The organism is Mesorhizobium sp. B2-4-2 (assembly GCF_006442845.1).
Classification (GTDB): domain Bacteria; phylum Pseudomonadota; class Alphaproteobacteria; order Rhizobiales; family Rhizobiaceae; genus Mesorhizobium.
Genome location: NZ_VFVM01000014.1, coordinates 76,764 through 97,692 on the forward strand (window position 1 = coordinate 76,764; position 20,929 = coordinate 97,692).

The window sequence follows — 20,929 nt, forward strand, 5'->3', positions numbered from 1 at the left end:
CACATTTGGTGCGACGAAAAATTTCGAAAGGATTTCCGCATGGCTACCGTCAAGGTCGACAAGAACAATTTCCAGACCGCTGTGCTCGATGCCAAGGAGCCGGTCGTGGTGGATTTCTGGGCGGAATGGTGCGGTCCCTGCAAGATGATCGCGCCGGCGCTGGAAGACATCGCCAATGAGCTCGGCAGCAAGGTGAAGATCGCCAAGCTCAATATCGACGAGAATCCCGAACTGGCAGCGGAATTCGGCGTGCGCTCGATCCCGACGCTGATGATCTTCAAGGGCGGCGAAAGAGCCGACGTGAAGGTTGGCGCCGCGCCCAAGACCGCGCTGTCGCACTGGATCAACGGTAATCTCGCCTGATCAATCCGAAATTCCTGACATCAAGCCCGAGCCGAATCGCGCCGGGCTTTTTGTTGGCGTCATTGGTCGCCCGCTCTGGCCCTGACGTCCGGGGCCTCCATGTCTTCTGCTGGCAGCAGATGTAGGGAGAGGAAAAATGACCGGATCCGCCAAGGCCACCGTCTTCATCGACAATGAGCGCGTCATCGTCACGGAATACCGCTTTCAGCCGGGCGACAACACCGGCTGGCACCGCCATGGCCACGACTATGTTGTCGTGCCGCTGATGGACGGCAAGGTAAAGCTTCTGACCAAGGACGGCGAATCCTTCGCCGAAATGAAGAAAGGCGCGCCCTATTTCCGCAGGGAAGGCGTCGAGCACGACGTCATCAGCGCCAATGACGGCGAATACGCCTTCATTGAGATCGAGCTGAAATAGCGGCGTTCGCCTCGAATACCGCAGCGGAAACCGGTATATATATCTTCCAACAACGGAGTTTGAGATGGCCGAACCTCAGCTCTCGGTCCGTAGCGCAAAAGCACGCGACCTGGCTCATAGACTTGCTCGTCGCGAAAATCGCTCGATAACAGATGTCGTCGAGCGGGCGCTTGAATCGTACGAGATCCGTGAGGCGGGACGCGAGCCCGCCACCACCTTCTACGCCCGCCTCACGGCCAGTTGTGGCGTCGATATCGATCTGAAGGAAATCATCCGCGACGGCCGCCTGGTTCATGCTGGACCCGAGCTTTGATTTTCGTCGACACCGATGTGATGTCAGAGACACTCAAGAAGGCACCGGACGAAGCCGTTCTCGCCTGGCTTGTCCGCAACGATGCTGAATTGGCCCACGGTGACGATTGCTGAAGTCGCTTTCGGCATTCACAAAATCCGACCTGGTGAGCGTGCGGATCGCCTGGAGCAGGGGCTTTCTCAATGGCGCTGTCGCTTCGCCGACCGGATTTTTGGGCTGACGGAAGAGGCTGCGCTGGCTTACGGGGAGATTATGGGAACCGCCAGCCGCCTGGGCCGTGGAATGTCGGCTCCCGATGGCATGATCGCCGCGATCGTGCGTGTAAGTGGTGGTCGGCTGGCGACGCGCAACCTCAATGATTTTGGCGCGGCCAACCTCGACCTGATCTCACCGTGGGATTTCTAGCGTTGAAACGGATTCACGCGAAGCGTCTTTGATACGTTGTGCCATGACGTTTTCCCAAGCCGAGATCGTTTTCCGGCGGCGGGTAGGATAGATTTCCGATTATCGCCACGTCACGTCGGCGGCGTGCCGTTCTCCGCCAACACCGCGCCAGCCAGATAGAGCGAGCCGCCGATCAGGATTCGCGGCGGCGGGCCGTCCCAGGTGTCGCGCAGCAACATCAGCGCGCTGGCGACGGAACTCACCGGCTCGGCCGTAAGCCCGGCCTCCGTGGCGCGGGCCGCCAGTTCGTCGTTCGGCACGCTGGCGTCGCTCAGGCTCACCGGCACGGTATAGACGTGCCGGGCGAGGCCATTGAAGGCGCGGAAATAGCCGCTCTGGTCCTTGGTGTTGATCATGCCGGAGATGAGAAAAAGCGGCCTGGGGTTCTTCTCTTCCTGTTCGGCCAGCGCTTCGGCGACGACCACGCCGGCGCCCGGATTGTGGCCGCCGTCGAGCCAGATGTCGGCGCCCTTCGGCGCCAGTTCCGTCAGCCTGCCTTGCGACAGCTTCTGCATCCGCCCCGGCCAGGCGACAGTGGTCATCGCCTTCTCGGCGGCACGGTGGCTGATCTCGAAGCCGGCTGCCTTGACGGCGGCGATCGCGGCGGCCGCGTTGGCGAACTGGTGGCGCCCGGGCAGCCGCGGCGGCGGCAGATCCATCAAGCCATCATCGTCCTGATAGACCATGCGGCCGTTCTCCTCGAAGGCGAGGAAATCCTGTCCATAGATCAGGGTCGGGCAGCCGAGCCGCTCGGCGGTTTCGATCAGCACCTGCTGCGCCGCCTCGGTTTCCTGCGCCCCGATGACCACCGGGCAGCCGCGCTTGATGATGCCGGCCTTCTCGGCCGCGATCAGTTCGACGCGGTCGCCGAGATAGGCTTCGTGGTCCATCGACACCGGCATGATCACCGAGACAGCCGGCCTGGCGATGACATTGGTGGCGTCGAAGCGGCCGCCGAGACCGACCTCGACGATGGCGGCATCGGCCGGATGCTCCGAAAACAGGATGAAGGTGACGGCGGTGAGGATCTCGAAAACGGTGATCTTCTCGCCGCCATTGGCCTTGGCGGCGCGGGCGATGGCCTCGGCGAAGATATCGTCCTCGACCAACCTGCCGCCGCCATCGGCCGCCAGCCGGTAGCGCTCGTGCCAGCTGACCAGATGCGGCGAGGTGTGCACGTGCACGAGCCGGCCGGACGCTTCCAGAAGCGCCCGCGAGAAGGCGGCGCAGGAGCCCTTGCCGTTGGTACCGGCGATGTGGATCACCGGCGGCAGCAAGTCCTGAGGATTGCCCAGCCGCTCCAGCAGCCGTGAAATGCGGTCGAGCGAAAGGTCGAAGCCTTTCGGGTGAAGCGCCATCAGCGCTTCGATTTCACGGTCGGCGGCAAGCGTGGTCATGTAGGAGTCCTAAGCGCGCGATGGATCGCGCGCAATCGCGGTTCGCGGCAAAGAGTGTCGCGTCAGGCCTGCGGCCGTGCTTCCGTCGCGACCACCGCCGGCGGCAGGATTTCCGGCTCCAGGGGCTTGTGCTCTTCCGGCATCTTGAGCAGCATCTTCAAGAGCCGCGCGATGGTCCGGCGCATCTCCAGTCGCGACACCACCATGTCGACCATGCCGTGCTCCATCAGATATTCGGAGCGCTGGAAGCCGTCCGGCAGTTTTTCCCGGATGGTCTGCTCGATGACGCGCGGTCCGGCGAAGCCGATCAGTGCGCCGGGCTCGGCTATATGCACGTCGCCCAGCATGGCGTAGGAGGCAGTGACGCCGCCGGTCGTCGGATTGGTCAGCACGACGATGTAGGGAAGGCCGGCTTCCTTCAGCCGGTCGACGCCAACCGTGGTGCGCGGCAATTGCATCAGCGACAGGATGCCTTCCTGCATGCGCGCGCCGCCGGAAGCGGCAAACAGGATCAGCGGCCGCTTGCGCTGCACGGCCACCTCGAAGGCATGAACGATGGCGTCGCCCGCGGCCATGCCGAGCGAACCGCCCATGAAGGCAAAATCCTGCACCGTCACCACCACCGGCAGGCCTTCTACGGTGCCCAGCGCGTTGACGATGGCATCTTCCAGGCCGGTCTTGGCCTTGGCGTCCTTCAACCGGTCAGTGTAGCGCTTCTCGTCGCGGAATTTCAGCGGGTCCAGCATGACCTTGGGATTTTCGAGCTGTTCGTATTTGCCGTCGTCGAGGAAGTATTTCAGCCGCTCCTTGGCCGAGATCTTCATGTGATGGCCCGAAGACGGGATAACGAACTGGTTGGATTCCAGATCCTTGTGGAACACCATCTCCCCGGTCTCGGGATCCTTGATCCACAGGTTCTCGGGCATGTCGGTGCGCCGGCCGAGCATCGAATTGATCTTCGGGCGAACGTAGTTGGTGATCCAGTTCATCGCTTCGGCTCCTGTCCTGACGAAGAGTTAGAGCAATTCCAGGAAAAGTGTGAACCGGTTTTCCGACCGGAATTGCGATAAAGCAAAAAGATAGAGCGGTTCGGCGTTTCCGTGAAACGGCAAACCGATCCAGCGCATGCCGCCCGGGATGGCGACGTGCACAAGACCTGAGGTAGGAAAACTATTCGGCGGCAGCAAGGCGGGCCGACCGCACGCCCTGCGCGAGGCCGCTGACCAGCGTGGCGACGGCCTCGGCCGGGTCGGCGGTCTTTTCGCCCTTCGGCCCCAGCACATTGGCGACCGCATTGACGATCGCGGTACCGACGACGACGCCGTCGGCATTGGCGCCGATGACGCGCGCCTGTTCGGCGGTCTTGACGCCGAAGCCGACGCAGACCGGCAGATCGGTATGGCCCTTGATGCGCTTGACCGCCGCAGCCACCTTGCCGGTGTCGGCCAGCGCGGAACCGGTGATGCCGGTCATCGACACGTAATAGACGAAGCCGGACGTGTTCTGCAGCACCTTGGGCAGGCGCTTGTCGTCGGTGGTCGGCGTCGCCAGCCGGATGAAGTTGATGCCGGCTTTCAGCGCCGGGATGCACAGCTCCTCGTCCATCTCAGGCGGCAGGTCGACGACGATCAGCCCGTCGATGCCGCTGGCCAATGCGTCCTTGAGAAAGCGATCGACGCCGTAGATGTAGATCGGGTTGTAGTAGCCCATCAGAACGATCGGCGTCTCATTGTCGCCGGTGCGGAAGTCAGCCGCCATCTTGAGCGTCTTAACCAGCGTCTGGCCGCCTCTAAGCGCCCGCAAGCCCGCGGCCTGGATCGCCGGGCCATCGGCCATCGGATCGGAGAACGGCATGCCGAGTTCGATGATGTCCGCGCCGGCCGTTGGCAGCGCCTTCATGATCGACAGCGAGGTCTGATAGTCCGGGTCGCCGCCCATGAAATAGGTGACGAGCGCCGGGCGGCCTTCGTTCTTGAGCTTTGCCATGCGGCGATCGATGCGGGTCACCATGATCAGATCTCCATGCCCAGCATCGAAGCCACCGTATGCACGTCCTTGTCGCCGCGGCCGGACAGGTTGACGATGACGATCTGGTCCTTGTCCATGGCGGGCACGATCTTCACCGCATGGGCGATGGCGTGCGCCGATTCGAGCGCCGGGATGATGCCTTCGACGCGTGTGGTCAGCTTGAAGGCCTCCAGCGCCTCGTCGTCGAGGATCGGCACATATTCGACGCGGCCAGAGTCGCGCAGCCAGGAATGCTCCGGGCCGACGCCGGGGTAATCGAGGCCGGCCGAGATCGAATGGCCGTCCATGATCTGGCCGTCGGCATTTTGCAGGAGATAGGTGCGGTTGCCATGCAGCACGCCCGGCGCGCCGGCGTTCATCGAGGCGCAGTGCTCGACGCCGTCGAGGCCACGCCCGCCAGCCTCGATGCCGATGATGCGGACATCCTTGTCGTCGAGGAACGGATGGAACAGGCCGATGGCGTTGGAGCCGCCGCCGACGGCGGCGATGATGGTGTCGGGCAACCGGCCTTCCTGCTCGAGGATCTGAGCGCGCGCCTCCGAACCGATCACCGACTGGAAGTCGCGCACCAGCTCTGGATAGGGGTGCGGGCCGGCGGCGGTGCCGATCAGGTAATGAGTGTCCTCGACATTGGTCACCCAGTCGCGCAGCGCCTCGTTCATGGCGTCCTTCAGCGTGCCATGGCCAGCGGTCACCGGCCGCACTTCGGCGCCGAGCAGCTTCATGCGGAACACGTTGGGGCTCTGGCGGGCAACGTCGGTCGCGCCCATATAGACGACGCAGGGAAACCCAAAACGGGCCGCGACCGTGGCCGATGCCACGCCGTGCTGGCCGGCCCCGGTCTCGGCGATGATGCGCGTCTTGCCCATGCGCTTGGCCAGCAGGATCTGGCCGAGGCAATTGTTGATCTTGTGCGAACCGGTATGGTTCAGGTCCTCGCGCTTGAAATAAACCTTTGCGCCGCCCCCGATGCCCTTCGCCGAGGAAACCTCACGAAGATGCCTGGTCAGTCCTTCGGCGAAATAAAGCTTCGACGGCCGCCCCGCATAATGGGTCGAAAGATCGGTGAGCTCGGCCCTGAAATCCGGATCGTTCTTGACCTCGTTCCAGTGCCGTTCGAGGTCGAGGATCAGCGGCATCAGCGTTTCGGCCACGAAACGACCGCCGAAAATGCCAAACATGCCCTGTTCGTCGGGTCCGGTGCGGAAGGAATTGAGTGTCGCCGGCTTGTTCATCGCCGATCTCCTGGCATCTCGATTTTCTTAAGCATGTCCTGTCGAAAACCGTTTTCCACTTTCGGGACATGCTCGGGTTTGAGCCGGTCAGGCGGCGCGGTCGTCTCGCGCTGCCTTGACGGCCCGGAAAAACTGCTCGATCAGCGCCGGATCCTTGATGCCCGGCGCGCTTTCCACGCCGGAGGAAACATCAATTCCGGGCGGGCTGGCAAGCCGAAGGGCATCGCCGATATTGGCGGCGTTGAGCCCACCGGAAAGCATGTAATCGAGCCCCGCGTCAAGGCCGGTCAGGACGCGCCAGTCGAACGCAACGCCATTGCCGCCCGGCAGCTCGGAGCCCTTCGGCGGCTTGGCGTCGAACAGGAACCGGTCCGCGACCCCGACAAACGGTTTGATGCGCTCGAGATCGGCGGCTTCGCTGAGCGGCAGCGCCTTCATGACCGGCAGGTCATAGCGGGCTTTCAGTTCGGCCACCCGTTCGGGCGTTTCCGAGCCGTGCAGCTGCAGCGTGTCCGGGCGCATGCTGTCGACGATGTCGTCCAGGAAGCTGTCGTTGGCGTCGACGGTAACGGCAACCGCCAAAGCCTTGCCGCGCGCGGCTTCGCGCAACCGCCCGGCTGCAGCCGGTTCGATGTAACGCGGGCTCTTGGCAAAGAAAATGAAGCCGACATGGCTGGCGCCGCCGACCAGCGCCGCGGCCATTGCCTGGTCGGTCTTCAAGCCGCAGATTTTGACGTCGAGTGCCATGGCGCGGGAATTGACATGAAATCGAGGCAGAGTCGAGAAAAAGCATGCTGTTTGCCGGCAGGGCCAAAGGCGCTACCTATCATGGGAAAGCATGCAAGGCGGGAGAACATCATGACTGACAGAACCGTTGCCGAACTCAGGCAGAAGATCGCGCAGGCGCGCGAGGTGATCGCGCATTTGATGGACAAGGCCGCCTTCAACGGCGCCGAGGCGCATCGGGCGCTCGATTATTTCGACACCGACGCCTTCGATCGGAATTTTTTACCGTGGCCGCATCATAGCGAAGAGGGGCTGCGGCCTGAAGAGTTGAACGCCGCGAATGACGATTGAGTTCGTGCGGCCAGTAAGAACGTAAACGCTGGCGCGACAGGAGGTGTGAAGGATCACCACGCAACAGCTTATCCTCAGGCACCGTGCGACGCTTCGCGATCGCGCTACTCGAAAACGATCGCCTGCAGGGCGCCGCCATTGCGCTTCAGCCAGTCCTTGCAGCGGTCGGTGTCGGGACAGAGCTTTTCGCACAATTTCCAGAATTTCGGGCCGTGGTTCATCTCTTTCAGATGCGCTACTTCATGCGCGACGAGGTAGTTGATGACGGGTGGCGGCGCCATCATGATGCGCCAGGAAAAGGACAAATTGCCTTCGGAAGTGCACGAGCCCCAGCGGCTGGACGTGTCCTTGTAGCGGATCGCCTTGGCGCGCTTGCCAAGCGCCTCGGTGTGCCTGGCCACCAGCTTCTCGATCTCCTTCTTGGCCTCGCGCTTCAAAAAATCGGCGATGCGGCGCGGCAGGTGGATGCGCTCGCCATGCACGATCAGCAGCGGGCCGCGTTCGTCGCGCGACACGGTGACGGTGCCGCGCCTTGACGGCTCATGCACGATGCGGTGCGGCACGCCGCGGATTGGTATCTTGATGCCCGGCCGTACCTGCGGCCGTGTCGGCACCTTGGCCAGCCGCTGCTCCAGCCAGTCCTGATGACGATCGAGGAACCGCTCCACCTCGCCGCGGCGCAGGCCCGGCGGCACGGTGATACGCAGGCCCTGGCCGCCGGAATCGATGCGTAGCGTCAGACGCCGCGCCCTGGCGCTCTCGACGATCTTGAGCGGCAGCGTGCGGCCGGCAACGCAATATTCTCGCTCCACGACAGGCGTGGGCTTGGGCTTTGTCAGATTGCGGAAGAATCCGAGGGTCATGGCCGGACGATACGCGATTCGAGAAAAACGAATAGAACAAAAAAGAAACGGCGCCGCTCGCGCGACGCCGTTTTTTTCACGATCGGGCCTGTCGCTCGGCCTCAGTCGTCAAGCAGGTTCGAGCCTTTGCCACGCTTGGTGGGGGACGTGCCGGTGCTCGGGCCGCTCTTGGCCGGAGCGGTCGACTTGTTGCGGTTCGCCATGAAGCGATCGAACTCGTCCTGGTCCTTGGCGCGACGCAATTCGCGGGCGTAGTCGTCGAACTCGGTCAACATGTCGTCGAGCTTGCGGCGTTCCTCGGCCAGGCGTTCAAGCTCCTTTTCGCGCCAGTCGTCAAACGCGACGTTGCCGGTCCGGGCGGAGCCGTGGCCCCAGCGCGCGGCTTTGTCGGAACCGCGGCGGCAGCCGGCGAAGATGCCGTCGGTCGCGCGGTTGACGTCACGCTTGAAGCCCTCGAGCCGGTCGCCCCAGATGATGTAGGCGAGCATGGCAAAGCCGAGCGGCCAGAACACCATGAAGCCGATCACCATCAACGCGATGGTTGCCGGCGTCCAGGCCGGGCGGATCAATGCGGATGTGTTCATTTTCTCCCATTCCTTCGGTTGGAGACAGCCAGGACCGGCTGCGTGGAATCGAAATGGGAAGGCAAAAACGGCGATTCAAGACAATGTCGGCTAAAACCGGACAAGCTGCTGAAATGATTATCGCTTTTTGAGCATATCGAGAAAAAGCACGACCAGCCCGGCAATCAGTCCCCAGAATGCGGCGCCGACGCCGAACAAGGTCAGCCCGGAGGCGGTGACGACAAAAGTGACGGTGGCGGCCATGCGCTCGCTTTCGTCCTTGAGCGCGATCGCCAGCGCGTTGGCCAGCGAGGCCATCAGCGCAAGACCCGCAACCAGCACGATCAGGCTCTGCGGCAGGACGGCGAAGATCGCCACCAGGGAGGCGCCGAAAATCGCGAAGATCAGATAGGCAAGGGCATAGAACGGCCCTGTCTTCCAGCGCTCCGTTGGGTCTGGATGAACGTCGGGCCCGGTGCAGATAGCCGCCGAAATTGCCGCCAGATTGGTGGTCGAGCCGCCGAACGGCGCCGAAAGCAGCGAAAACAGGCCGGTGATGCCGATCAGCGGACCGGGTTCCGGATGGTAGCCGGCGGCGCGCAGCACGGCGAGGCCCGACAGGTTCTGCGAAGCCATGGTGACCAGGTAGAGCGGTACTGCCAGGCCGATTATCGCCTTGGCGGTGAACACAGGCGCGATCAGAGTGAGCGTCGACAGTTCAGGAGTGGGCAAACCGCCGACGCGGCCGGTGAGAAACGCGGCGAGACCGCCGCCGACCAGCACTGCCAGCACCGACAGCGCCGGATTGAACAGGCGGATGACGAAGAAGGCGGCGATCAACGGCAGGATCAGCCAGGGATCGGCGGGAACAGTTTTGACCGCATTGAGCGCGAAGGTGACGACAATGCCGGCCAGCATTCCTGAAGCGACCGAGGGCGGTATCCCCGAGATCAGTTTCGTCAGCGGCCGGAACAGCCCGGTGGCGACCAAAAGAATGCCGGTGACGATGAAGGCGGCGACGGCCTCGCCGATCGAAAAACCGCTCGACGCCGCCATCAGCGCCAGGCCCGGCGTCGACCATGCGGTGATGATGGGCATTTTCGTTCGCCAGGACAGCCACAGGCTTTCGACCGCCATGGCCAGGCAGATCGTGGTCACCCAACTCGCGGTCTGAATTTGCGTGGCCTCGACCGCGTGGGCGGCGGCAATGACGATGGCCAGCGTGCCGCCGAAGCCGACGATGGCCGCGACGAAGGCTGAGATCGGGATGGAAAGGCGCATCGTCACTTGCCCCGCGCGGCCATGTCGCCGACCGCCCGCACCAGCATGTCGAGATCCTGCGGCCGCGACAGCCGGTGGTCGCCGTCCGGGATCAGCGACAGCGTGACATCGTCGGCCGGCAGCAGGCTGACCAGCCTCAGCGCATGGCTCGACGGCACGTCCCGATCGGCCAGGCCCTGCAAGACGTGTACGGGGCAGTGCGTGTCGAGCGGGCCTGTCATGACCAGGTTGTCGCGCCCATCCTCGATCAGCGCGCGCGTGTAGATGTAGGGCTCGGTGGAATAGTCCGACGGCTCCTCGAAGAAGCCTTTTTTGGCAAGGTCGCGCTTCTGCGCTTTGGTCAGCACCGGTTCGACCAGTTCTGCGGTAAAATCCGGCGCCGGTGCTAGAAGCACCAGACCGACGACGCTTGCGTCGCCTGCCTTGCGCAATTCCTGCACCATGCGCAGGGCGATCCAGGCGCCCATCGACGAGCCGACCAGGATCTGGCTGCCGCTGGTGAAATGCCGGAACACGGCCAGGCTTTGCGAAAGCCATTTCGAGATCGTGCCGTCGGCAAAGGCGCCGCCGGATTCGCCGTGTCCGGAATAGTCATGGCGCAGGAAGGCGCGGCCTTCTTTTGCCGCCCAGTCCGAAAGCGCTTCAGCCTTCGTGCCCAGCATGTCCGACTTGTAGCCGCCGAGCCAGACGACGCCAGGCGTCGCGCCCGCAATATGGCGCACCGCGATGCTCGATCCGTCGACATCCAGAAAGACAGGGGCAGTCATGGCTTTTTCCTCACGCCGACTTTCGGCGCAGGGTCTTGTGACACAGCCAGTGGTGTGGCGAAAAGTGCTCGCGATCTTTCTTTGTTTGCCGCAGGCAGCGATCAGGTGATTTTCTGTCAATGCTGTGCTATTGACTCCGCCCGCGCGCTCACCACATTGGCGCGTCCACATATCAACACCTGCAAATCCAGAACGAAACGGCCAAGGAGACCACGACCATTCGCAGACCTTTCAAAGCAGCGGCGCCGACCAAGGATGGGCCGCGCTCCAATCGTGACATCCGGGTTCCCCGGGTCCAGCTTATCGACGCCGAAGGCCAGAACCGTGGCGATGTTTCCATCAACGACGCATTGCTGCTCGCCGAAGAGGCAGGGCTCGATCTCGTCGAGATATCGCCCAACGCGCAGCCGCCCGTCGTAAAAATCCTCGATCTCGGCAAGTTGAAATACGCCAACCAGAAGAAGGCGGCCGAGGCGCGCAAGAACCAGAAGGTCATCGAGATCAAGGAGATCAAGATGCGCCCGAACATCGACAGCCACGACTACGAGACCAAGATGAAGGCGGTGCGCCGCTTCTTCGAGGAAGGCGACAAGGTCAAGCTGACATTGCGCTTCCGTGGCCGCGAGATGGCGCATATGGAGCTCGGCATGCAGCTTCTGAACAAGGTGCGTGAGGAAGTGGCTACCATCGCCAAGGTGGAAGCGGAGCCGAAGCTCGAAGGCCGCCAGATGATGATGGTGCTGGCGCCGCGCTAGATCACGATAAGGTTAGCGCGACCGACGCGCTCCAATTCCGCCTGAATTGTGCTACAGGGCGTCCCGGCGATCGGCGGGACGCCCATTTCTCGGCCATAGCTGCGGTCGCCGGCTAAGCTCTCGACGATCGGATTCCTCCCTTGGACAAAAAACTCAAATACGGGCTGGGTGGCTACCAGCGCACGCGCAGGCTGGTGCTTGCCGTGCTCGTGGTGGTGCTGTTCGCAGCCCTGCTGTTCGGGCAATCGAGCTTTCCGCCTGATACGGCGATGCATGAAACGATCGAGATGTTCGGCGTGCTGCTGATTTTCCTGGGTATCTGCGGCCGCCTTTGGTCGACGCTCTACATAGGTGGGCGCAAATCTTCCGAAGTTGTGACGGGCGGGCCTTATTCGATCACCCGCAACCCGCTCTATGTGTTCTCGACTGTGGCCGCGGCCGGCGTCGGCGCGCAGATCGGCTCGTTCTCCGGCATCATTCTGTTCGCTGTCCTGTGTGCGGGGGCCTTCCATATCGTCATCCTGCGCGAGGAGAAATTCCTTAAGGAAGCGCTCGGCGAGCCCTATCAGGCCTATCTGGCAAGAGTGCCGCGCTTCTTTCCGAAGCTTTCCCTTTACCAGGAAGGCGACACCGGCAGCTTCAAGCCGCGCCTGCTCTTGACAACGCTTCTCGACGGCCTGGTGTTCCTCATCGCGCTGCCGGCCTTCGAACTGATCGACGGCGCCCAGCAGTCGGGTATGTTGCCGGTGTTGTTTACGCTCCCCTGATGAAGGACCGGGCGCCGCATCCGGGCGTTCGGGGAAACGCGCGGCGCGGTGGGTGTTGCACAGTCGCCTGCTTTGACGTATAGGACCGCCGTTCCAAGAAACCGCCCGGCAGGGCATGCCGTGGCGGTTTCATTTGCTTTTCGGGCTTTGGTCGGCCCGAAGCGAACAAGAAGCGCGATGGTGCGCCACAATACGGAGTAGCAAAATGCCCAAGATGAAGACCAAATCGGCCGCCAAGAAGCGGTTCAAGATCACCGGTACGGGTAAAGTCCTGTCGGCTGCGGCCGGCAAGCGTCACGGCATGATCAAGCGTTCCAACAAGTTCATTCGAAATGCCCGCGGCACGATGGTTCTGGCTGAACCGGATGGCAAGAAGGTCATCAAGAATTTTCTGCCGAACGGCCTCTGAGCATTCGGCCGAACACGAATTTGTTTTACGCAATTCCGAACGGAAAACCGCAAGGCACTTTTCCTGGAATTGCTTTTAAGGAGATCATGACATGGCACGCGTAAAAAGAGGCGTCACCTCGCACGCCAAGCACAAGAAGGTCCTGAAAGCCGCGAAAGGCTTCTACGGCCGCCGCAAGAACACCATCCGCATCGCCAAGCAGGCGGTGGAAAAGTCGCTGCAATACGCCTATCGCGACCGCAAGAACCGCAAGCGCTCGTTCCGCGCGCTGTGGATCCAGCGCATCAACGCCGCGACGCACGAGCACGGCCTGACCTATGGCCGTTTCATCGACGGCCTCAACAAGGCTGGCATTGAGATCGATCGCAAGATCCTGTCGGATATGGCCATCCACGAGCCGCAGGCTTTCGCCGCGCTCGTGGCCAAGGCCAAGGTTGCTCTTGAGTACCTCAAGAACACCACCCCGAATGCTTTTGAAAGCGCTGTCGCCTAAGACCAGCGCTTCCCAAGCATTCGAAATTCTGATTTGGGGAACCCGCGCTGGCACGGCTGGCGCGGGTTTTTCTTATGCCTGATGTAACCAAATTGGTGACACGCCCGGTGATGGTGGGTTGCCCGATCGAGAGAGTTTCGCCGTGAACGCCACCGCTGGAAATCTTGAAAGCCTGGAAGCTTCGCTGCTCGCCGACATAGCGTCGGCTGCTGACGAGGCCGCGATAGAAGCCGTGCGCGTGGCAGCCCTTGGCAAGAAGGGGTCGATCTCGGAAATGCTGAAGACGCTCGGCTCGATGAGCGCTGAGGAGCGCCAGGTCAAAGGCCCCGCCATCAACGGCCTCAAGAACCGCGTCACCGATGCGCTCACCGCGCGCAAGGCGGAACTCAGGGATGTTGCCATCACTGCCCGCCTCGCCGCGGAGAAGGTCGACGTGACGCTGCCGGTGCGGCAGTCGCCGGCCGAGCGCGGCCGCATTCATCCGATCAGCCAGGTCATCGACGAGATCGCGGCGATCTTCGGCGATCTCGGCTTCGCCATCGCCGAAGGGCCCGACATCGAGACCGACTATTACAATTTCACCGCGCTGAATTTCCCGGAAGGCCATCCGGCGCGCGAGATGCATGACACCTTCTTCTTCCAGCCGGACGAGAAGGGCGAGCGCAAGCTTCTGCGCACCCACACCTCGCCGGTGCAGATCCGCACCATGGAGAAGCAGAAGCCGCCGATCCGCATCGTCATTCCGGGCAAGACCTACCGGCAGGATTCCGACGCCACCCACTCGCCGATGTTCCATCAGGTCGAAGGGCTGGTGATCGACAAATCGGCCAACGTCGCCAACATGAAGTGGGTGCTGGAAGAGTTCTGCAAGGCCTTCTTCGAGGTGCCGTCGGTCAAGATGCGCTTCCGGCCGTCCTTCTTCCCGTTCACCGAGCCAAGCCTCGAGGTCGATATCCAGTGCGACCGCTCGCGGCCAGGCGAGGTGCGCTTCGGCGAAGGCTCCGACTGGATGGAGATCCTGGGCTGCGGCATGGTGCACCCCAACGTTCTGCGCGCTGGCGGGCTCGATCCCGATGAATATCAGGGCTTTGCCTGGGGCATGGGCATCGACCGCATCGCCATGCTGAAATACGGCATGCCGGATCTGCGCGCCTTCTTCGATGCCGATGTGCGCTGGCTGTCGCATTACGGCTTCCGGCCGCTCGACATGCCGACTTTGTTCGGGGGCCTGAGCGCGTGACGGTCAAGACGATTCCTGCTGCGATACATTACGGAACAGCATCATGAAATTCACCCTCTCCTGGCTCAAGGATCATCTCGAGACCGACGCCTCGCTCGGCGAGATCGTCGAGCGGCTGACCTCGATCGGCCTCGAGGTCGAGCATGTCGACGACAAGGCGAGCCTGAAGCCCTTCGTCATCGCCAGGGTGCTGACGGCGGTGCAGCATCCCGACGCCGACCGGCTGCGGGTGCTGACCGTCGACACCGGCGACGGCAAGCCGCCGGTGCAGGTCGTCTGTGGCGCACCCAATGCGCGGGCGGGCATGATCGGCGCCTTCGCCGCGCCCGGCACTTATGTGCCCGGCATCGATGTGACGCTGACGGTTGGCAAGATCAGGGGCGTCGAAAGCCACGGCATGATGTGTTCCGAGCGCGAGCTGGAACTTTCCGACGAGCACAACGGCATCATCGACCTGCCCGAAGATGCGCCGGTCGGCACCAGCTTCGCCGCTTACGCGCATCTCGACGATCCGGTCATCGAGATCAATCTGACGCCAAACCGGCCTGATGCCACCAGCGTTTACGGCATCGCCCGGGATCTCGCGGCGAGCGGTCTCGGCCGCCTCGTCGGCGGCGCGATCATGCCGCATGTCGGCAATGGAATGTGCCCCGTCAAGGTGACGATCGAAGCGCCGGAACTCTGCCCCGGCTTCGCGCTCAATCTGGTCAGCGGCGTCAAGAACGGCCCGTCCCCGAAATGGCTCCAGCAGCGGCTGATCGCCATTGGGCTGAGGCCCATCAGCGCGCTGGTCGATATCACCAACTACGTCACCTTCGATCGTGGCAGGCCGCTGCATGTCTTCGATGCCGGCAAGGTCGCCGGCAATCTTGTCGTGCGTCGCGCCAGGGATGGCGAAAAGGTACTGGCGCTCGACGGCCGCGAATACACGTTGACGCCGGAGATGTGCGTCATCGCCGATGACAATGGCGTGGAATCGATCGCCGGCATCATGGGCGGCGAGCGTTCCGGCTGCGACGAGAACACGACCGACGTGCTGATCGAATCCGCACTCTGGGACCCGATCACCACGGCCCGCACCGGGCGCGCGCTCGGCATCATCACCGATGCCCGCTATCGTTTCGAGCGCGGGGTCGACCCCGAATTCATGGTGCCGGGCGTTGAGCTTGCGACCCGGCTGGTGCTTGATTTCTGCGGCGGCACGCCGACGGAAATCGAGGTGGCCGGCTATGCCGGCCATCAGCCCAAGATCGTCTCCTTCCCGCTGTCGGAAGTGAAGCGGCTGACCGGCATAGAAGTGCCGACGGCGGAAAGCCTCGATATTCTCACGCGCCTCGGCTTCAAGCCTGAGGGTTCGGGCGATGTCGTCGAAATCGCCGTGCCGTCCTGGCGTCCCGATGTCGACGGCAAGGCCGACCTGGTCGAGGAGGTGATGCGCATCCACGGCGTCGACAACATCGCTTCGCAGCCGCTCGGCGCGCATGACGCGGTCAACGGCAAGATCCTGACGACGCTGCAGATCCGCACCCGCGCGGCCAAGCGGGCGCTGGCCGTGCGCGGCATGATGGAGGCAGTCACCTGGTCGTTCATCCCCGCCAGGCACGCCGAACTATTCGGCGGCGGGCAGGCTTCGCTCAAGCTCGCCAACCCGATCGCCGCCGACATGTCCGACATGCGGCCCTCGCTGCTGCCCGGCCTGATCGCAGCCGCCCAGCGCAATGCCGACAAGGGCATTGGCGACGTGGCGTTGTTCGAGGTCTCCGGCACCTATGAGGGCGACGGCGCCGACCAGCAACGGCGCGTTGCCGCCGGCGTGCGGCGCGGCACCGCCAAGCTCGACGGTTCCGGCCGCAACTGGGCTGGCAATTCCGGTCCGGTCGGCGTGTTCGACGCCAAGGCTGATGCCATCGCCGCACTCGAAGCCTGCGGCGCGCCGGTCGAGCGGCTGCAGATCGAGGCCGGCGGCCCGTCCTGGTACCATCCTGGTCGTTCCGGAACGATCAAGCTCGGACCGAAGACGGTGCTCGGCACGTTCGGTGAATTTCATCCAAAAACGCTGGAAGGGCTCGACGTCTCCGGCCCGCTCTGCGGCTTCGAAGTGTATGTCGATGCCGTGCCCGAGCCCAAGGCAAAGCCGACGAAAACCAAGCCCAGGCTGGATCTCTCCGCCTTCCAGGCGGTGAAGCGCGACTTCGCCTTCGTCGTCGACAAGGCGGTCGAGGCCGGCACGCTGGTACGCGCGGCGCTCGCCGCGGACAAGAAGCTGGTCACCGGCGTCTCGGTCTTTGATGTTTTCGAAGGTGCGGCGCTCGGCGAGGGCAAGAAGTCCATCGCCATCGAAGTGTCGATCCAGCCGGTCGAGAAGACGCTGACCGACGAGGATTTCGAGGCGTTGGCCAGGCGCATCGTCGAGAATGTCGGCAAGCAGACTGGAGGCGTGCTCAGGGCATAGCCTCTTTCCGGGATTGCGGGAGCACGGCGAATCGCCCTCCAAAGGGCGATGGACCATTTGCACTATTCCGGGCTCCCGTTCGAAGCACAACGCGCTGCGTTTCTCGACATCCTGCTGTCGGATGCGCTCGTGCGCCAGGCGCTGGTATGTGCCCGCACGCTCGATCTTCCGGACTGGCTGGTGGTCTCCGGCGTGCTCTATAACTCGGTCTGGAACCATCTGACGGGGAAGCCGTCGGGTTATGGCATCAAGGATGTCGACCTGTTCTATTTCGACGATAGCGACCTGTCCTACGAGGCCGAGGACGCCGTCATCCGCCGGGCGGCGAAGCATTTCCAGGGGCTGCCCGTCGAGGTGCGCAACCAAGCGCGGGTGCATTTGTGGTACCCGCAGAAGTTCGGGCGGCCCTGTCCGCGCTACACGAGTTCGAGCGAGTCGGTCCGGTTTTTTGCGTCGAAGACACATGCGGTCGGGGTGCGATACGACGCGGATTGTCAACTGGAACTGCTGGCGCCGTTCGGTCTCGACGACGTCTTCTCGTTCCGCATCACGCCGAACCGGGCGATGGACAATCAGCGGACGCATGAGGCGAAGGGCCAGCGGGCGCGGGATTACTGGCCGGAGATTACGGTCGTGCCATGGTAGGAAATGTCGGCAGGACAGAGGGGGGTGCCTCGCGCCGACATCCGTGATCTTCTGTATCGCGCATCGCCACCCCACCCCTGTCTTCGCTTCGCTGCGACAGCGAGCCGACCTCCGCACAGGGGGAGGGTGAAAGCTCACCCATTCACCAGCGCCAGCAGCTCCTCTGTGTAGCGCTTGCCCATGACCTTATCAGGCGACAGTGCATCGCCGATGGTCTGTACCTCTGCGGCACTCAGCTCGATATCAGCCGCCGCCGTGTTCTGCTCGAGATGGCGGATCTTTCGGGCGCCCGGGATGGGGACAATGAAATCGTCCTGGTGCAGTACCCAGGCGAGCGCCAGCTGTGCCGAGGTCACTCCCTTTTCGGTCGCCAGTTTTTCCAGCGTGGCCACGACTTTGCCATTGGCTTCCATGGCGTCGGCCTGAAAGCGCGGCAAGGTGCGGCGCCAGTCGTCGTCATCAAGCGTTTCGGGCTTGGCGATCGTGCCGGTCAAGAGGCCACGGCCGAGCGGGCTATAGGGAACGAAACCGATGCCGAGTTCGCGGCAGACGGCGAACACCTCGTCTTCCGGGTCACGGCTCCACAGCGAATATTCGCTCTGGACGGCCGCGATCGGATGCACGGCATGCGCCCGGCGGATGGTGGCGGCACTCGCTTCCGAAAGGCCGAGCGCGCGCACCTTGCCCTCGCGCACCAGCTCGGCCATGGCGCCGACCGTGTCCTCGATCGGCACGTTCGGGTCGACGCGGTGCTGGTAATAGAGATCGATCACGTCGGTGCCCAGCCGCTTCAGTGACGCCTCTGCGACGGCCTTGACGTGTTCGGGGCGGCTGTCGACGCCCGCCATGCGATCGGTGCCGGTGCCTTCCTCCAGGATTTTGAAGCCGAATTTGGTTGCGATCGTCACCTGATTGCGCACCGGCTCCAGCGCCTTGCCGAGCAGGATTTCGTTCTGGTAGGGCCCGTAGACCTCTGCCGTGTCGAAGAAATTGACGCCGATCTCGACGGCTCGGCGCAAGGTGGCGATCGCCTCTGCTTCCGGCTGGCCGCCATAGCCAAAGCTCATGCCCATGCAGCCGAGGCCGACCGGGAAAATTTCCAGTTCAGTACCGAGTTTGCGGGTTCTCATCACGCGTCTTCTTGTTGCGATGCTCAGGAAATAGCGCCTTGCCTTATGTTCGATAATCGGCTCATCTGTGCACGGGGCGTTCTCGAAAATAGATCAATGAACCGGGCACATCTTTCACAGCTTGCGGTGCTGGCAACTGTTGCCCAATGCGGCAGCTTTCGCGGCGCGGCCAGGGAACTGGCGATCGCCCCGTCGGCGGTCAGCCATGCCGTGTCCAGCCTTGAGGCGCGGCTTGGCGTGCGGCTGTTGGCACGCAGCACCCGCAGCGTTGCCCCGACCGAAGAGGGCGCGCGGTTGCTGGAACGATTGCGGCCGGCGCTGTCGGAGATCGACCTGGCACTGGAGGCGGCGGTCGAGGCGCGCGACCGGCCGGCCGGCAATCTGCGGCTGAGCGTGCCGCGCACGGCAGCCCATCTGGTGCTGACCCCGCGGCTCGGCACCTTTGCCGCGGCTTATCCCGATATCGTGCTGGAGATCGTTATCGAGGACCGCTTCACGGACGTGGTGGAAGGCGGTTTCGATGCAGGCGTGCGGCTTGGCGAAAGCCTGCAACGCGACATGATCGCGGTGCGCATCGGGCCCGATATACGCGGCGCCGTGGTCGGCGCGCCCTCCTATTTCGACACCATGCCCAGGCCGCGCCATCCGCGTGACCTGTCCGACCATCGCTGCATCCGCTTCCGCTTCTCCAGCGGCATTCTCTACCGCTGGGAATTCGCCAGGGATGGCGAGGAGATCGAGATCGCTGCGCAAGGACCACTGATCCTCGACGAAGACCATCTAATCGCTCAGGCGGCGGTCGACGGGGCCGGGCTGGCCTTCGTCTTCGAGGATTATGTCCGCGAGCCGCTCCGCGATGGCCGGCTGGTTCGCGTGCTGGAGGATTGGTGTCCGTCCTTCGAGGGTTTCTTCGTCTACTATCCGAGTCGCCGCCAGATGCGGCCTGCGCTCAGGGCCTTCATCGATTTCTTCAGGGTGAGCGGATAGGCTGCCCTCTCCCTTGTGGGAGGGTGGAAGAAAGCCGACGCGGCATTCGTTCGCCTTCCATGCGAGCTTCGATCATAAATACCCCGACCCGCTACGGCTGGGCGGCAATCCTGCTTCATTGGCTGATCGGCCTGGTCTTCATCGGCCAGTTCGCACTCGGTTTCGCGATGGTCCGCATCAGCAGCCAGCGCACGGCTTTCGAGCTCATCCAGCTGCACAAATCGCTGGGCTTCCTGCTGCTCGGCCTGATCATCCTGCGCATCGCCTGGCGGCTCGGCAATGCCGCGCCGGCCTTGCCATCCTCGGTCGGATCCCTGGAGCGCCGGGCGGCGCCGCTCGCTCACCTGGCGCTCTATGCCTTCCAGATCGCTTTGCCTCTGTCCGGCTGGGCGCTGGTTTCGGTCTCGACGCTGGAAATTCCAAGCATGCCGTTCAACCTGTTCGTGATGCCCAACCTGCCGCTCGCGGAATCCAATGCCGCCGAAAGTTTCTGGGCGGCAGCGCACTGGTACCTCGCTTATGCCGGCGCAGCACTTGTGGCGCTGCATGTCACGGCGGCACTGCGCCATCATTTCCGACTGAGGGACAATGTGCTCACACGCATCGTCACGCCTTCCTCAGGCGGGGAATAGAACGGGCTTCGGCCTCGTTTGTGAGCGAGGCGCGAAGAGCGTTGCCTCCGAAGAAGGAAATAATCTCATGTATGCGCGACTCCTCGGATCGGCGGCCCTTGCCGCTTGCCTTGCCGTGCCTGTCTGGGCAGCAGTTGTCCTCGACGATGCCGCCGGCAGTTACACGATCAGCCAGGCTGACTCCTCGATCCGCTTCACCATCGGCAAGGCCGGCGGCGGCGGTTTCGATGGTGCGTTTGCCCACTTCAAGGGCACGATCCGCATCGACAATGACGACGTCAGCCGCTCGAAGGTCAACCTTACCATTTTTCCCGAAAGCGTCGGCACCGGCCAGGGCCGCATCGACGCTTTCCTGCGTTCAGACGCCGTGTTCGATGCGGCCAACAGCCCCGAAATCCAGTTCCGCTCGACCAGCGTGACCCGCACCGGCGATACGACGGCGCTTGTCACCGGCCGGCTGACGGCGCGCGGCAAGACGTTTGCGGAAAAGTTCACCGCCGAGCTCGATGGCCTGAAGTCCGGCACGATCGGGTTCCACGTCACCGGCAAGGTGCTGCGGTCGCGCTACGGAATGGATGTCGGCACGCCGATCTATTCCAACGTCGTCGGTTTCGACATGAGGCTGACGGGGAAGAGGGGTTGAGCCATCGCTCCCCGCTCCGTGGGGCCA

The 20,929-nt window shown here is 63.2% G+C and carries 24 protein-coding genes and 1 pseudogene; 15 read left to right on the top strand and 10 right to left on the bottom strand.

Features of this window, described 5'->3' with window-relative positions:
• Positions 1-39 precede the first annotated feature (39 nt).
• The 4 genes and pseudogenes from trxA to FJ942_RS24940 all read left to right on the top strand — a co-directional run bounded on the left by trxA (position 40) and on the right by FJ942_RS24940 (position 1,499).
• Complete coding sequence (gene trxA, locus FJ942_RS24925; protein ID WP_140491167.1) at positions 40-363, top strand: thioredoxin; 324 nt, start codon at positions 40-42, stop codon at positions 361-363.
• Between the two features lie 136 nt (positions 364-499).
• Positions 500-781 (top strand): cupin domain-containing protein, encoded by a 282-nt coding sequence (locus FJ942_RS24930; RefSeq protein WP_140491165.1) that lies wholly within the window; start codon positions 500-502, stop codon positions 779-781.
• Positions 782-845: 64 nt separating this feature from the next.
• Complete coding sequence (locus FJ942_RS24935; RefSeq protein ID WP_140517757.1) at positions 846-1,094, top strand: type II toxin-antitoxin system VapB family antitoxin; 249 nt, start codon at positions 846-848, stop codon at positions 1,092-1,094.
• Positions 1,091-1,499: pseudogene (locus FJ942_RS24940) on the top strand (PIN domain-containing protein). Before FJ942_RS24935 ends, FJ942_RS24940 begins: the two are co-directional and overlap by 4 nt.
• 110 nt (positions 1,500-1,609) lie before the next feature.
• On the opposite strand, the gene FJ942_RS24945 reads toward FJ942_RS24940, so the two are convergent.
• The 5 genes from FJ942_RS24945 to FJ942_RS24965 all read right to left on the bottom strand — a co-directional run bounded on the left by FJ942_RS24945 (position 1,610) and on the right by FJ942_RS24965 (position 6,945).
• A complete protein-coding gene (locus FJ942_RS24945; RefSeq protein WP_140899276.1) occupies positions 1,610-2,935 on the bottom strand; it encodes a folylpolyglutamate synthase/dihydrofolate synthase family protein in 1,326 nt (441 codons plus the stop codon).
• A gap of 62 nt (positions 2,936-2,997) precedes the next feature.
• Positions 2,998-3,924 (bottom strand): acetyl-CoA carboxylase, carboxyltransferase subunit beta, encoded by a 927-nt coding sequence (gene accD / locus FJ942_RS24950; protein WP_140491161.1) that lies wholly within the window; start codon positions 3,922-3,924, stop codon positions 2,998-3,000.
• Between the two features lie 181 nt (positions 3,925-4,105).
• Complete coding sequence (gene trpA / locus FJ942_RS24955; RefSeq protein ID WP_140561789.1) at positions 4,106-4,945, bottom strand: tryptophan synthase subunit alpha; 840 nt, start codon at positions 4,943-4,945, stop codon at positions 4,106-4,108.
• A 2-nt stretch (positions 4,946-4,947) separates the two neighbouring features.
• On the bottom strand, positions 4,948-6,198 hold the full coding sequence (trpB, locus tag FJ942_RS24960; protein ID WP_140899278.1) for a tryptophan synthase subunit beta: 1,251 nt from the start codon (positions 6,196-6,198) through the stop codon (positions 4,948-4,950).
• A gap of 87 nt (positions 6,199-6,285) precedes the next feature.
• The gene (locus FJ942_RS24965) at positions 6,286-6,945 is read right to left on the bottom strand and encodes a phosphoribosylanthranilate isomerase (RefSeq protein ID WP_140899280.1); all 660 of its coding nucleotides are present in this window, start codon (positions 6,943-6,945) and stop codon (positions 6,286-6,288) included.
• 111 nt (positions 6,946-7,056) lie between these two features.
• Here FJ942_RS24965 and FJ942_RS24970 point away from each other — a divergent pair, with 111 nt between their 5' ends.
• Positions 7,057-7,275 (top strand): hypothetical protein, encoded by a 219-nt coding sequence (locus tag FJ942_RS24970; RefSeq protein ID WP_140491152.1) that lies wholly within the window; start codon positions 7,057-7,059, stop codon positions 7,273-7,275.
• Positions 7,276-7,379: 104 nt separating this feature from the next.
• On the opposite strand, the gene FJ942_RS24975 is transcribed toward FJ942_RS24970, so the two are convergent.
• From FJ942_RS24975 to FJ942_RS24990, 4 genes are all read right to left on the bottom strand, one after another.
• Positions 7,380-8,138, bottom strand: coding sequence for a M48 family metallopeptidase (locus FJ942_RS24975; protein ID WP_140561794.1), 759 nt, complete (start codon positions 8,136-8,138; stop codon positions 7,380-7,382).
• A 101-nt stretch (positions 8,139-8,239) separates the two neighbouring features.
• Entirely contained in the window at positions 8,240-8,722 is a 483-nt protein-coding gene (locus tag FJ942_RS24980) for a DUF2852 domain-containing protein (protein WP_140879284.1), read from the bottom strand.
• A gap of 117 nt (positions 8,723-8,839) precedes the next feature.
• The gene (locus FJ942_RS24985) at positions 8,840-9,982 is read right to left on the bottom strand and encodes a benzoate/H(+) symporter BenE family transporter (protein WP_140554552.1); all 1,143 of its coding nucleotides are present in this window, start codon (positions 9,980-9,982) and stop codon (positions 8,840-8,842) included.
• A 2-nt stretch (positions 9,983-9,984) separates the two neighbouring features.
• Positions 9,985-10,749: an alpha/beta hydrolase gene (locus tag FJ942_RS24990; protein WP_140625496.1), complete on the bottom strand. Its 765-nt coding sequence runs from the start codon at positions 10,747-10,749 to the stop codon at positions 9,985-9,987.
• A gap of 218 nt (positions 10,750-10,967) precedes the next feature.
• On the opposite strand from FJ942_RS24990, the gene infC reads away from it, so the two are divergent.
• From infC to FJ942_RS25025, 7 genes are all read left to right on the top strand, one after another.
• The gene (gene infC / locus FJ942_RS24995; protein WP_140491142.1) at positions 10,968-11,504 is read left to right on the top strand and encodes a translation initiation factor IF-3; all 537 of its coding nucleotides are present in this window, start codon (positions 10,968-10,970) and stop codon (positions 11,502-11,504) included.
• Positions 11,505-11,644: 140 nt separating this feature from the next.
• Positions 11,645-12,271, top strand: a complete 627-nt coding sequence (locus FJ942_RS25000) for an isoprenylcysteine carboxylmethyltransferase family protein (RefSeq protein ID WP_140563505.1) — start codon at positions 11,645-11,647, stop codon at positions 12,269-12,271.
• 205 nt (positions 12,272-12,476) lie between these two features.
• Positions 12,477-12,680 carry a 50S ribosomal protein L35 gene (rpmI, locus tag FJ942_RS25005; RefSeq protein ID WP_006201248.1) on the top strand — a complete coding sequence of 68 codons (204 nt, stop codon included), beginning with the start codon at positions 12,477-12,479 and terminating at the stop codon, positions 12,678-12,680.
• 91 nt (positions 12,681-12,771) lie between these two features.
• Positions 12,772-13,173 (top strand): 50S ribosomal protein L20, encoded by a 402-nt coding sequence (gene rplT, locus FJ942_RS25010; RefSeq protein WP_006201247.1) that lies wholly within the window; start codon positions 12,772-12,774, stop codon positions 13,171-13,173.
• A gap of 142 nt (positions 13,174-13,315) precedes the next feature.
• Positions 13,316-14,413: a phenylalanine--tRNA ligase subunit alpha gene (gene pheS, locus FJ942_RS25015; RefSeq protein ID WP_140491135.1), complete on the top strand. Its 1,098-nt coding sequence runs from the start codon at positions 13,316-13,318 to the stop codon at positions 14,411-14,413.
• 43 nt (positions 14,414-14,456) lie between these two features.
• Positions 14,457-16,865 (top strand): phenylalanine--tRNA ligase subunit beta, encoded by a 2,409-nt coding sequence (gene pheT, locus FJ942_RS25020; RefSeq protein ID WP_140658352.1) that lies wholly within the window; start codon positions 14,457-14,459, stop codon positions 16,863-16,865.
• Between the two features lie 48 nt (positions 16,866-16,913).
• Positions 16,914-17,510: a nucleotidyltransferase family protein gene (locus FJ942_RS25025; protein ID WP_140899282.1), complete on the top strand. Its 597-nt coding sequence runs from the start codon at positions 16,914-16,916 to the stop codon at positions 17,508-17,510.
• Between the two features lie 134 nt (positions 17,511-17,644).
• Here FJ942_RS25025 and FJ942_RS25030 read toward each other — a convergent pair whose 3' ends face one another.
• On the bottom strand, positions 17,645-18,640 hold the full coding sequence (locus FJ942_RS25030; protein ID WP_140899284.1) for an aldo/keto reductase: 996 nt from the start codon (positions 18,638-18,640) through the stop codon (positions 17,645-17,647).
• A gap of 96 nt (positions 18,641-18,736) precedes the next feature.
• Between FJ942_RS25030 and FJ942_RS25035 the strand changes: the two genes are divergently transcribed.
• The 3 genes from FJ942_RS25035 (at position 18,737) to FJ942_RS25045 (ending at position 20,902) form a co-directional block, all read left to right on the top strand.
• Positions 18,737-19,627: a LysR family transcriptional regulator gene (locus FJ942_RS25035; RefSeq protein ID WP_140899286.1), complete on the top strand. Its 891-nt coding sequence runs from the start codon at positions 18,737-18,739 to the stop codon at positions 19,625-19,627.
• 59 nt (positions 19,628-19,686) lie between these two features.
• Positions 19,687-20,259, top strand: coding sequence for a cytochrome b (locus FJ942_RS25040; RefSeq protein WP_140899288.1), 573 nt, complete (start codon positions 19,687-19,689; stop codon positions 20,257-20,259).
• A gap of 67 nt (positions 20,260-20,326) precedes the next feature.
• A complete protein-coding gene (locus tag FJ942_RS25045; protein ID WP_140491123.1) occupies positions 20,327-20,902 on the top strand; it encodes a YceI family protein in 576 nt (191 codons plus the stop codon).
• Positions 20,903-20,929: the final 27 nt, after the last annotated feature.

What these genes read in the sequence shown, in the direction of transcription:
- trxA (WP_140491167.1), top strand. Translation starts at nt 40, where the DNA reads ATGGCTACCGTCAAGGTCGACAAGAACAATTTCCAGACCGCTGTGCTC.
- FJ942_RS24930 (WP_140491165.1), top strand. Translation starts at nt 500, where the DNA reads ATGACCGGATCCGCCAAGGCCACCGTCTTCATCGACAATGAGCGCGTC.
- FJ942_RS24935 (WP_140517757.1), top strand. Translation starts at nt 846, where the DNA reads ATGGCCGAACCTCAGCTCTCGGTCCGTAGCGCAAAAGCACGCGACCTG.
- FJ942_RS24945 (WP_140899276.1), bottom strand. Translation starts at nt 2,935, where the DNA reads ATGACCACGCTTGCCGCCGACCGTGAAATCGAAGCGCTGATGGCGCTT.
- accD (WP_140491161.1), bottom strand. Translation starts at nt 3,924, where the DNA reads ATGAACTGGATCACCAACTACGTTCGCCCGAAGATCAATTCGATGCTC.
- trpA (WP_140561789.1), bottom strand. Translation starts at nt 4,945, where the DNA reads ATGGTGACCCGCATCGATCGCCGCATGGCAAAGCTCAAGAACGAAGGC.
- trpB (WP_140899278.1), bottom strand. Translation starts at nt 6,198, where the DNA reads ATGAACAAGCCGGCGACACTCAATTCCTTCCGCACCGGACCCGACGAA.
- FJ942_RS24965 (WP_140899280.1), bottom strand. Translation starts at nt 6,945, where the DNA reads ATGGCACTCGACGTCAAAATCTGCGGCTTGAAGACCGACCAGGCAATG.
- FJ942_RS24970 (WP_140491152.1), top strand. Translation starts at nt 7,057, where the DNA reads ATGACTGACAGAACCGTTGCCGAACTCAGGCAGAAGATCGCGCAGGCG.
- FJ942_RS24975 (WP_140561794.1), bottom strand. Translation starts at nt 8,138, where the DNA reads ATGACCCTCGGATTCTTCCGCAATCTGACAAAGCCCAAGCCCACGCCT.
- FJ942_RS24980 (WP_140879284.1), bottom strand. Translation starts at nt 8,722, where the DNA reads ATGAACACATCCGCATTGATCCGCCCGGCCTGGACGCCGGCAACCATC.
- FJ942_RS24985 (WP_140554552.1), bottom strand. Translation starts at nt 9,982, where the DNA reads ATGCGCCTTTCCATCCCGATCTCAGCCTTCGTCGCGGCCATCGTCGGC.
- FJ942_RS24990 (WP_140625496.1), bottom strand. Translation starts at nt 10,749, where the DNA reads ATGACTGCCCCTGTCTTTCTGGATGTCGACGGATCGAGCATCGCGGTG.
- rpmI (WP_006201248.1), top strand. Translation starts at nt 12,477, where the DNA reads ATGCCCAAGATGAAGACCAAATCGGCCGCCAAGAAGCGGTTCAAGATC.
- rplT (WP_006201247.1), top strand. Translation starts at nt 12,772, where the DNA reads ATGGCACGCGTAAAAAGAGGCGTCACCTCGCACGCCAAGCACAAGAAG.
- pheT (WP_140658352.1), top strand. Translation starts at nt 14,457, where the DNA reads ATGAAATTCACCCTCTCCTGGCTCAAGGATCATCTCGAGACCGACGCC.
- FJ942_RS25025 (WP_140899282.1), top strand. Translation starts at nt 16,914, where the DNA reads ATGGACCATTTGCACTATTCCGGGCTCCCGTTCGAAGCACAACGCGCT.
- FJ942_RS25030 (WP_140899284.1), bottom strand. Translation starts at nt 18,640, where the DNA reads ATGAGAACCCGCAAACTCGGTACTGAACTGGAAATTTTCCCGGTCGGC.
- FJ942_RS25035 (WP_140899286.1), top strand. Translation starts at nt 18,737, where the DNA reads ATGAACCGGGCACATCTTTCACAGCTTGCGGTGCTGGCAACTGTTGCC.
- FJ942_RS25040 (WP_140899288.1), top strand. Translation starts at nt 19,687, where the DNA reads ATGCGAGCTTCGATCATAAATACCCCGACCCGCTACGGCTGGGCGGCA.
- FJ942_RS25045 (WP_140491123.1), top strand. Translation starts at nt 20,327, where the DNA reads ATGTATGCGCGACTCCTCGGATCGGCGGCCCTTGCCGCTTGCCTTGCC.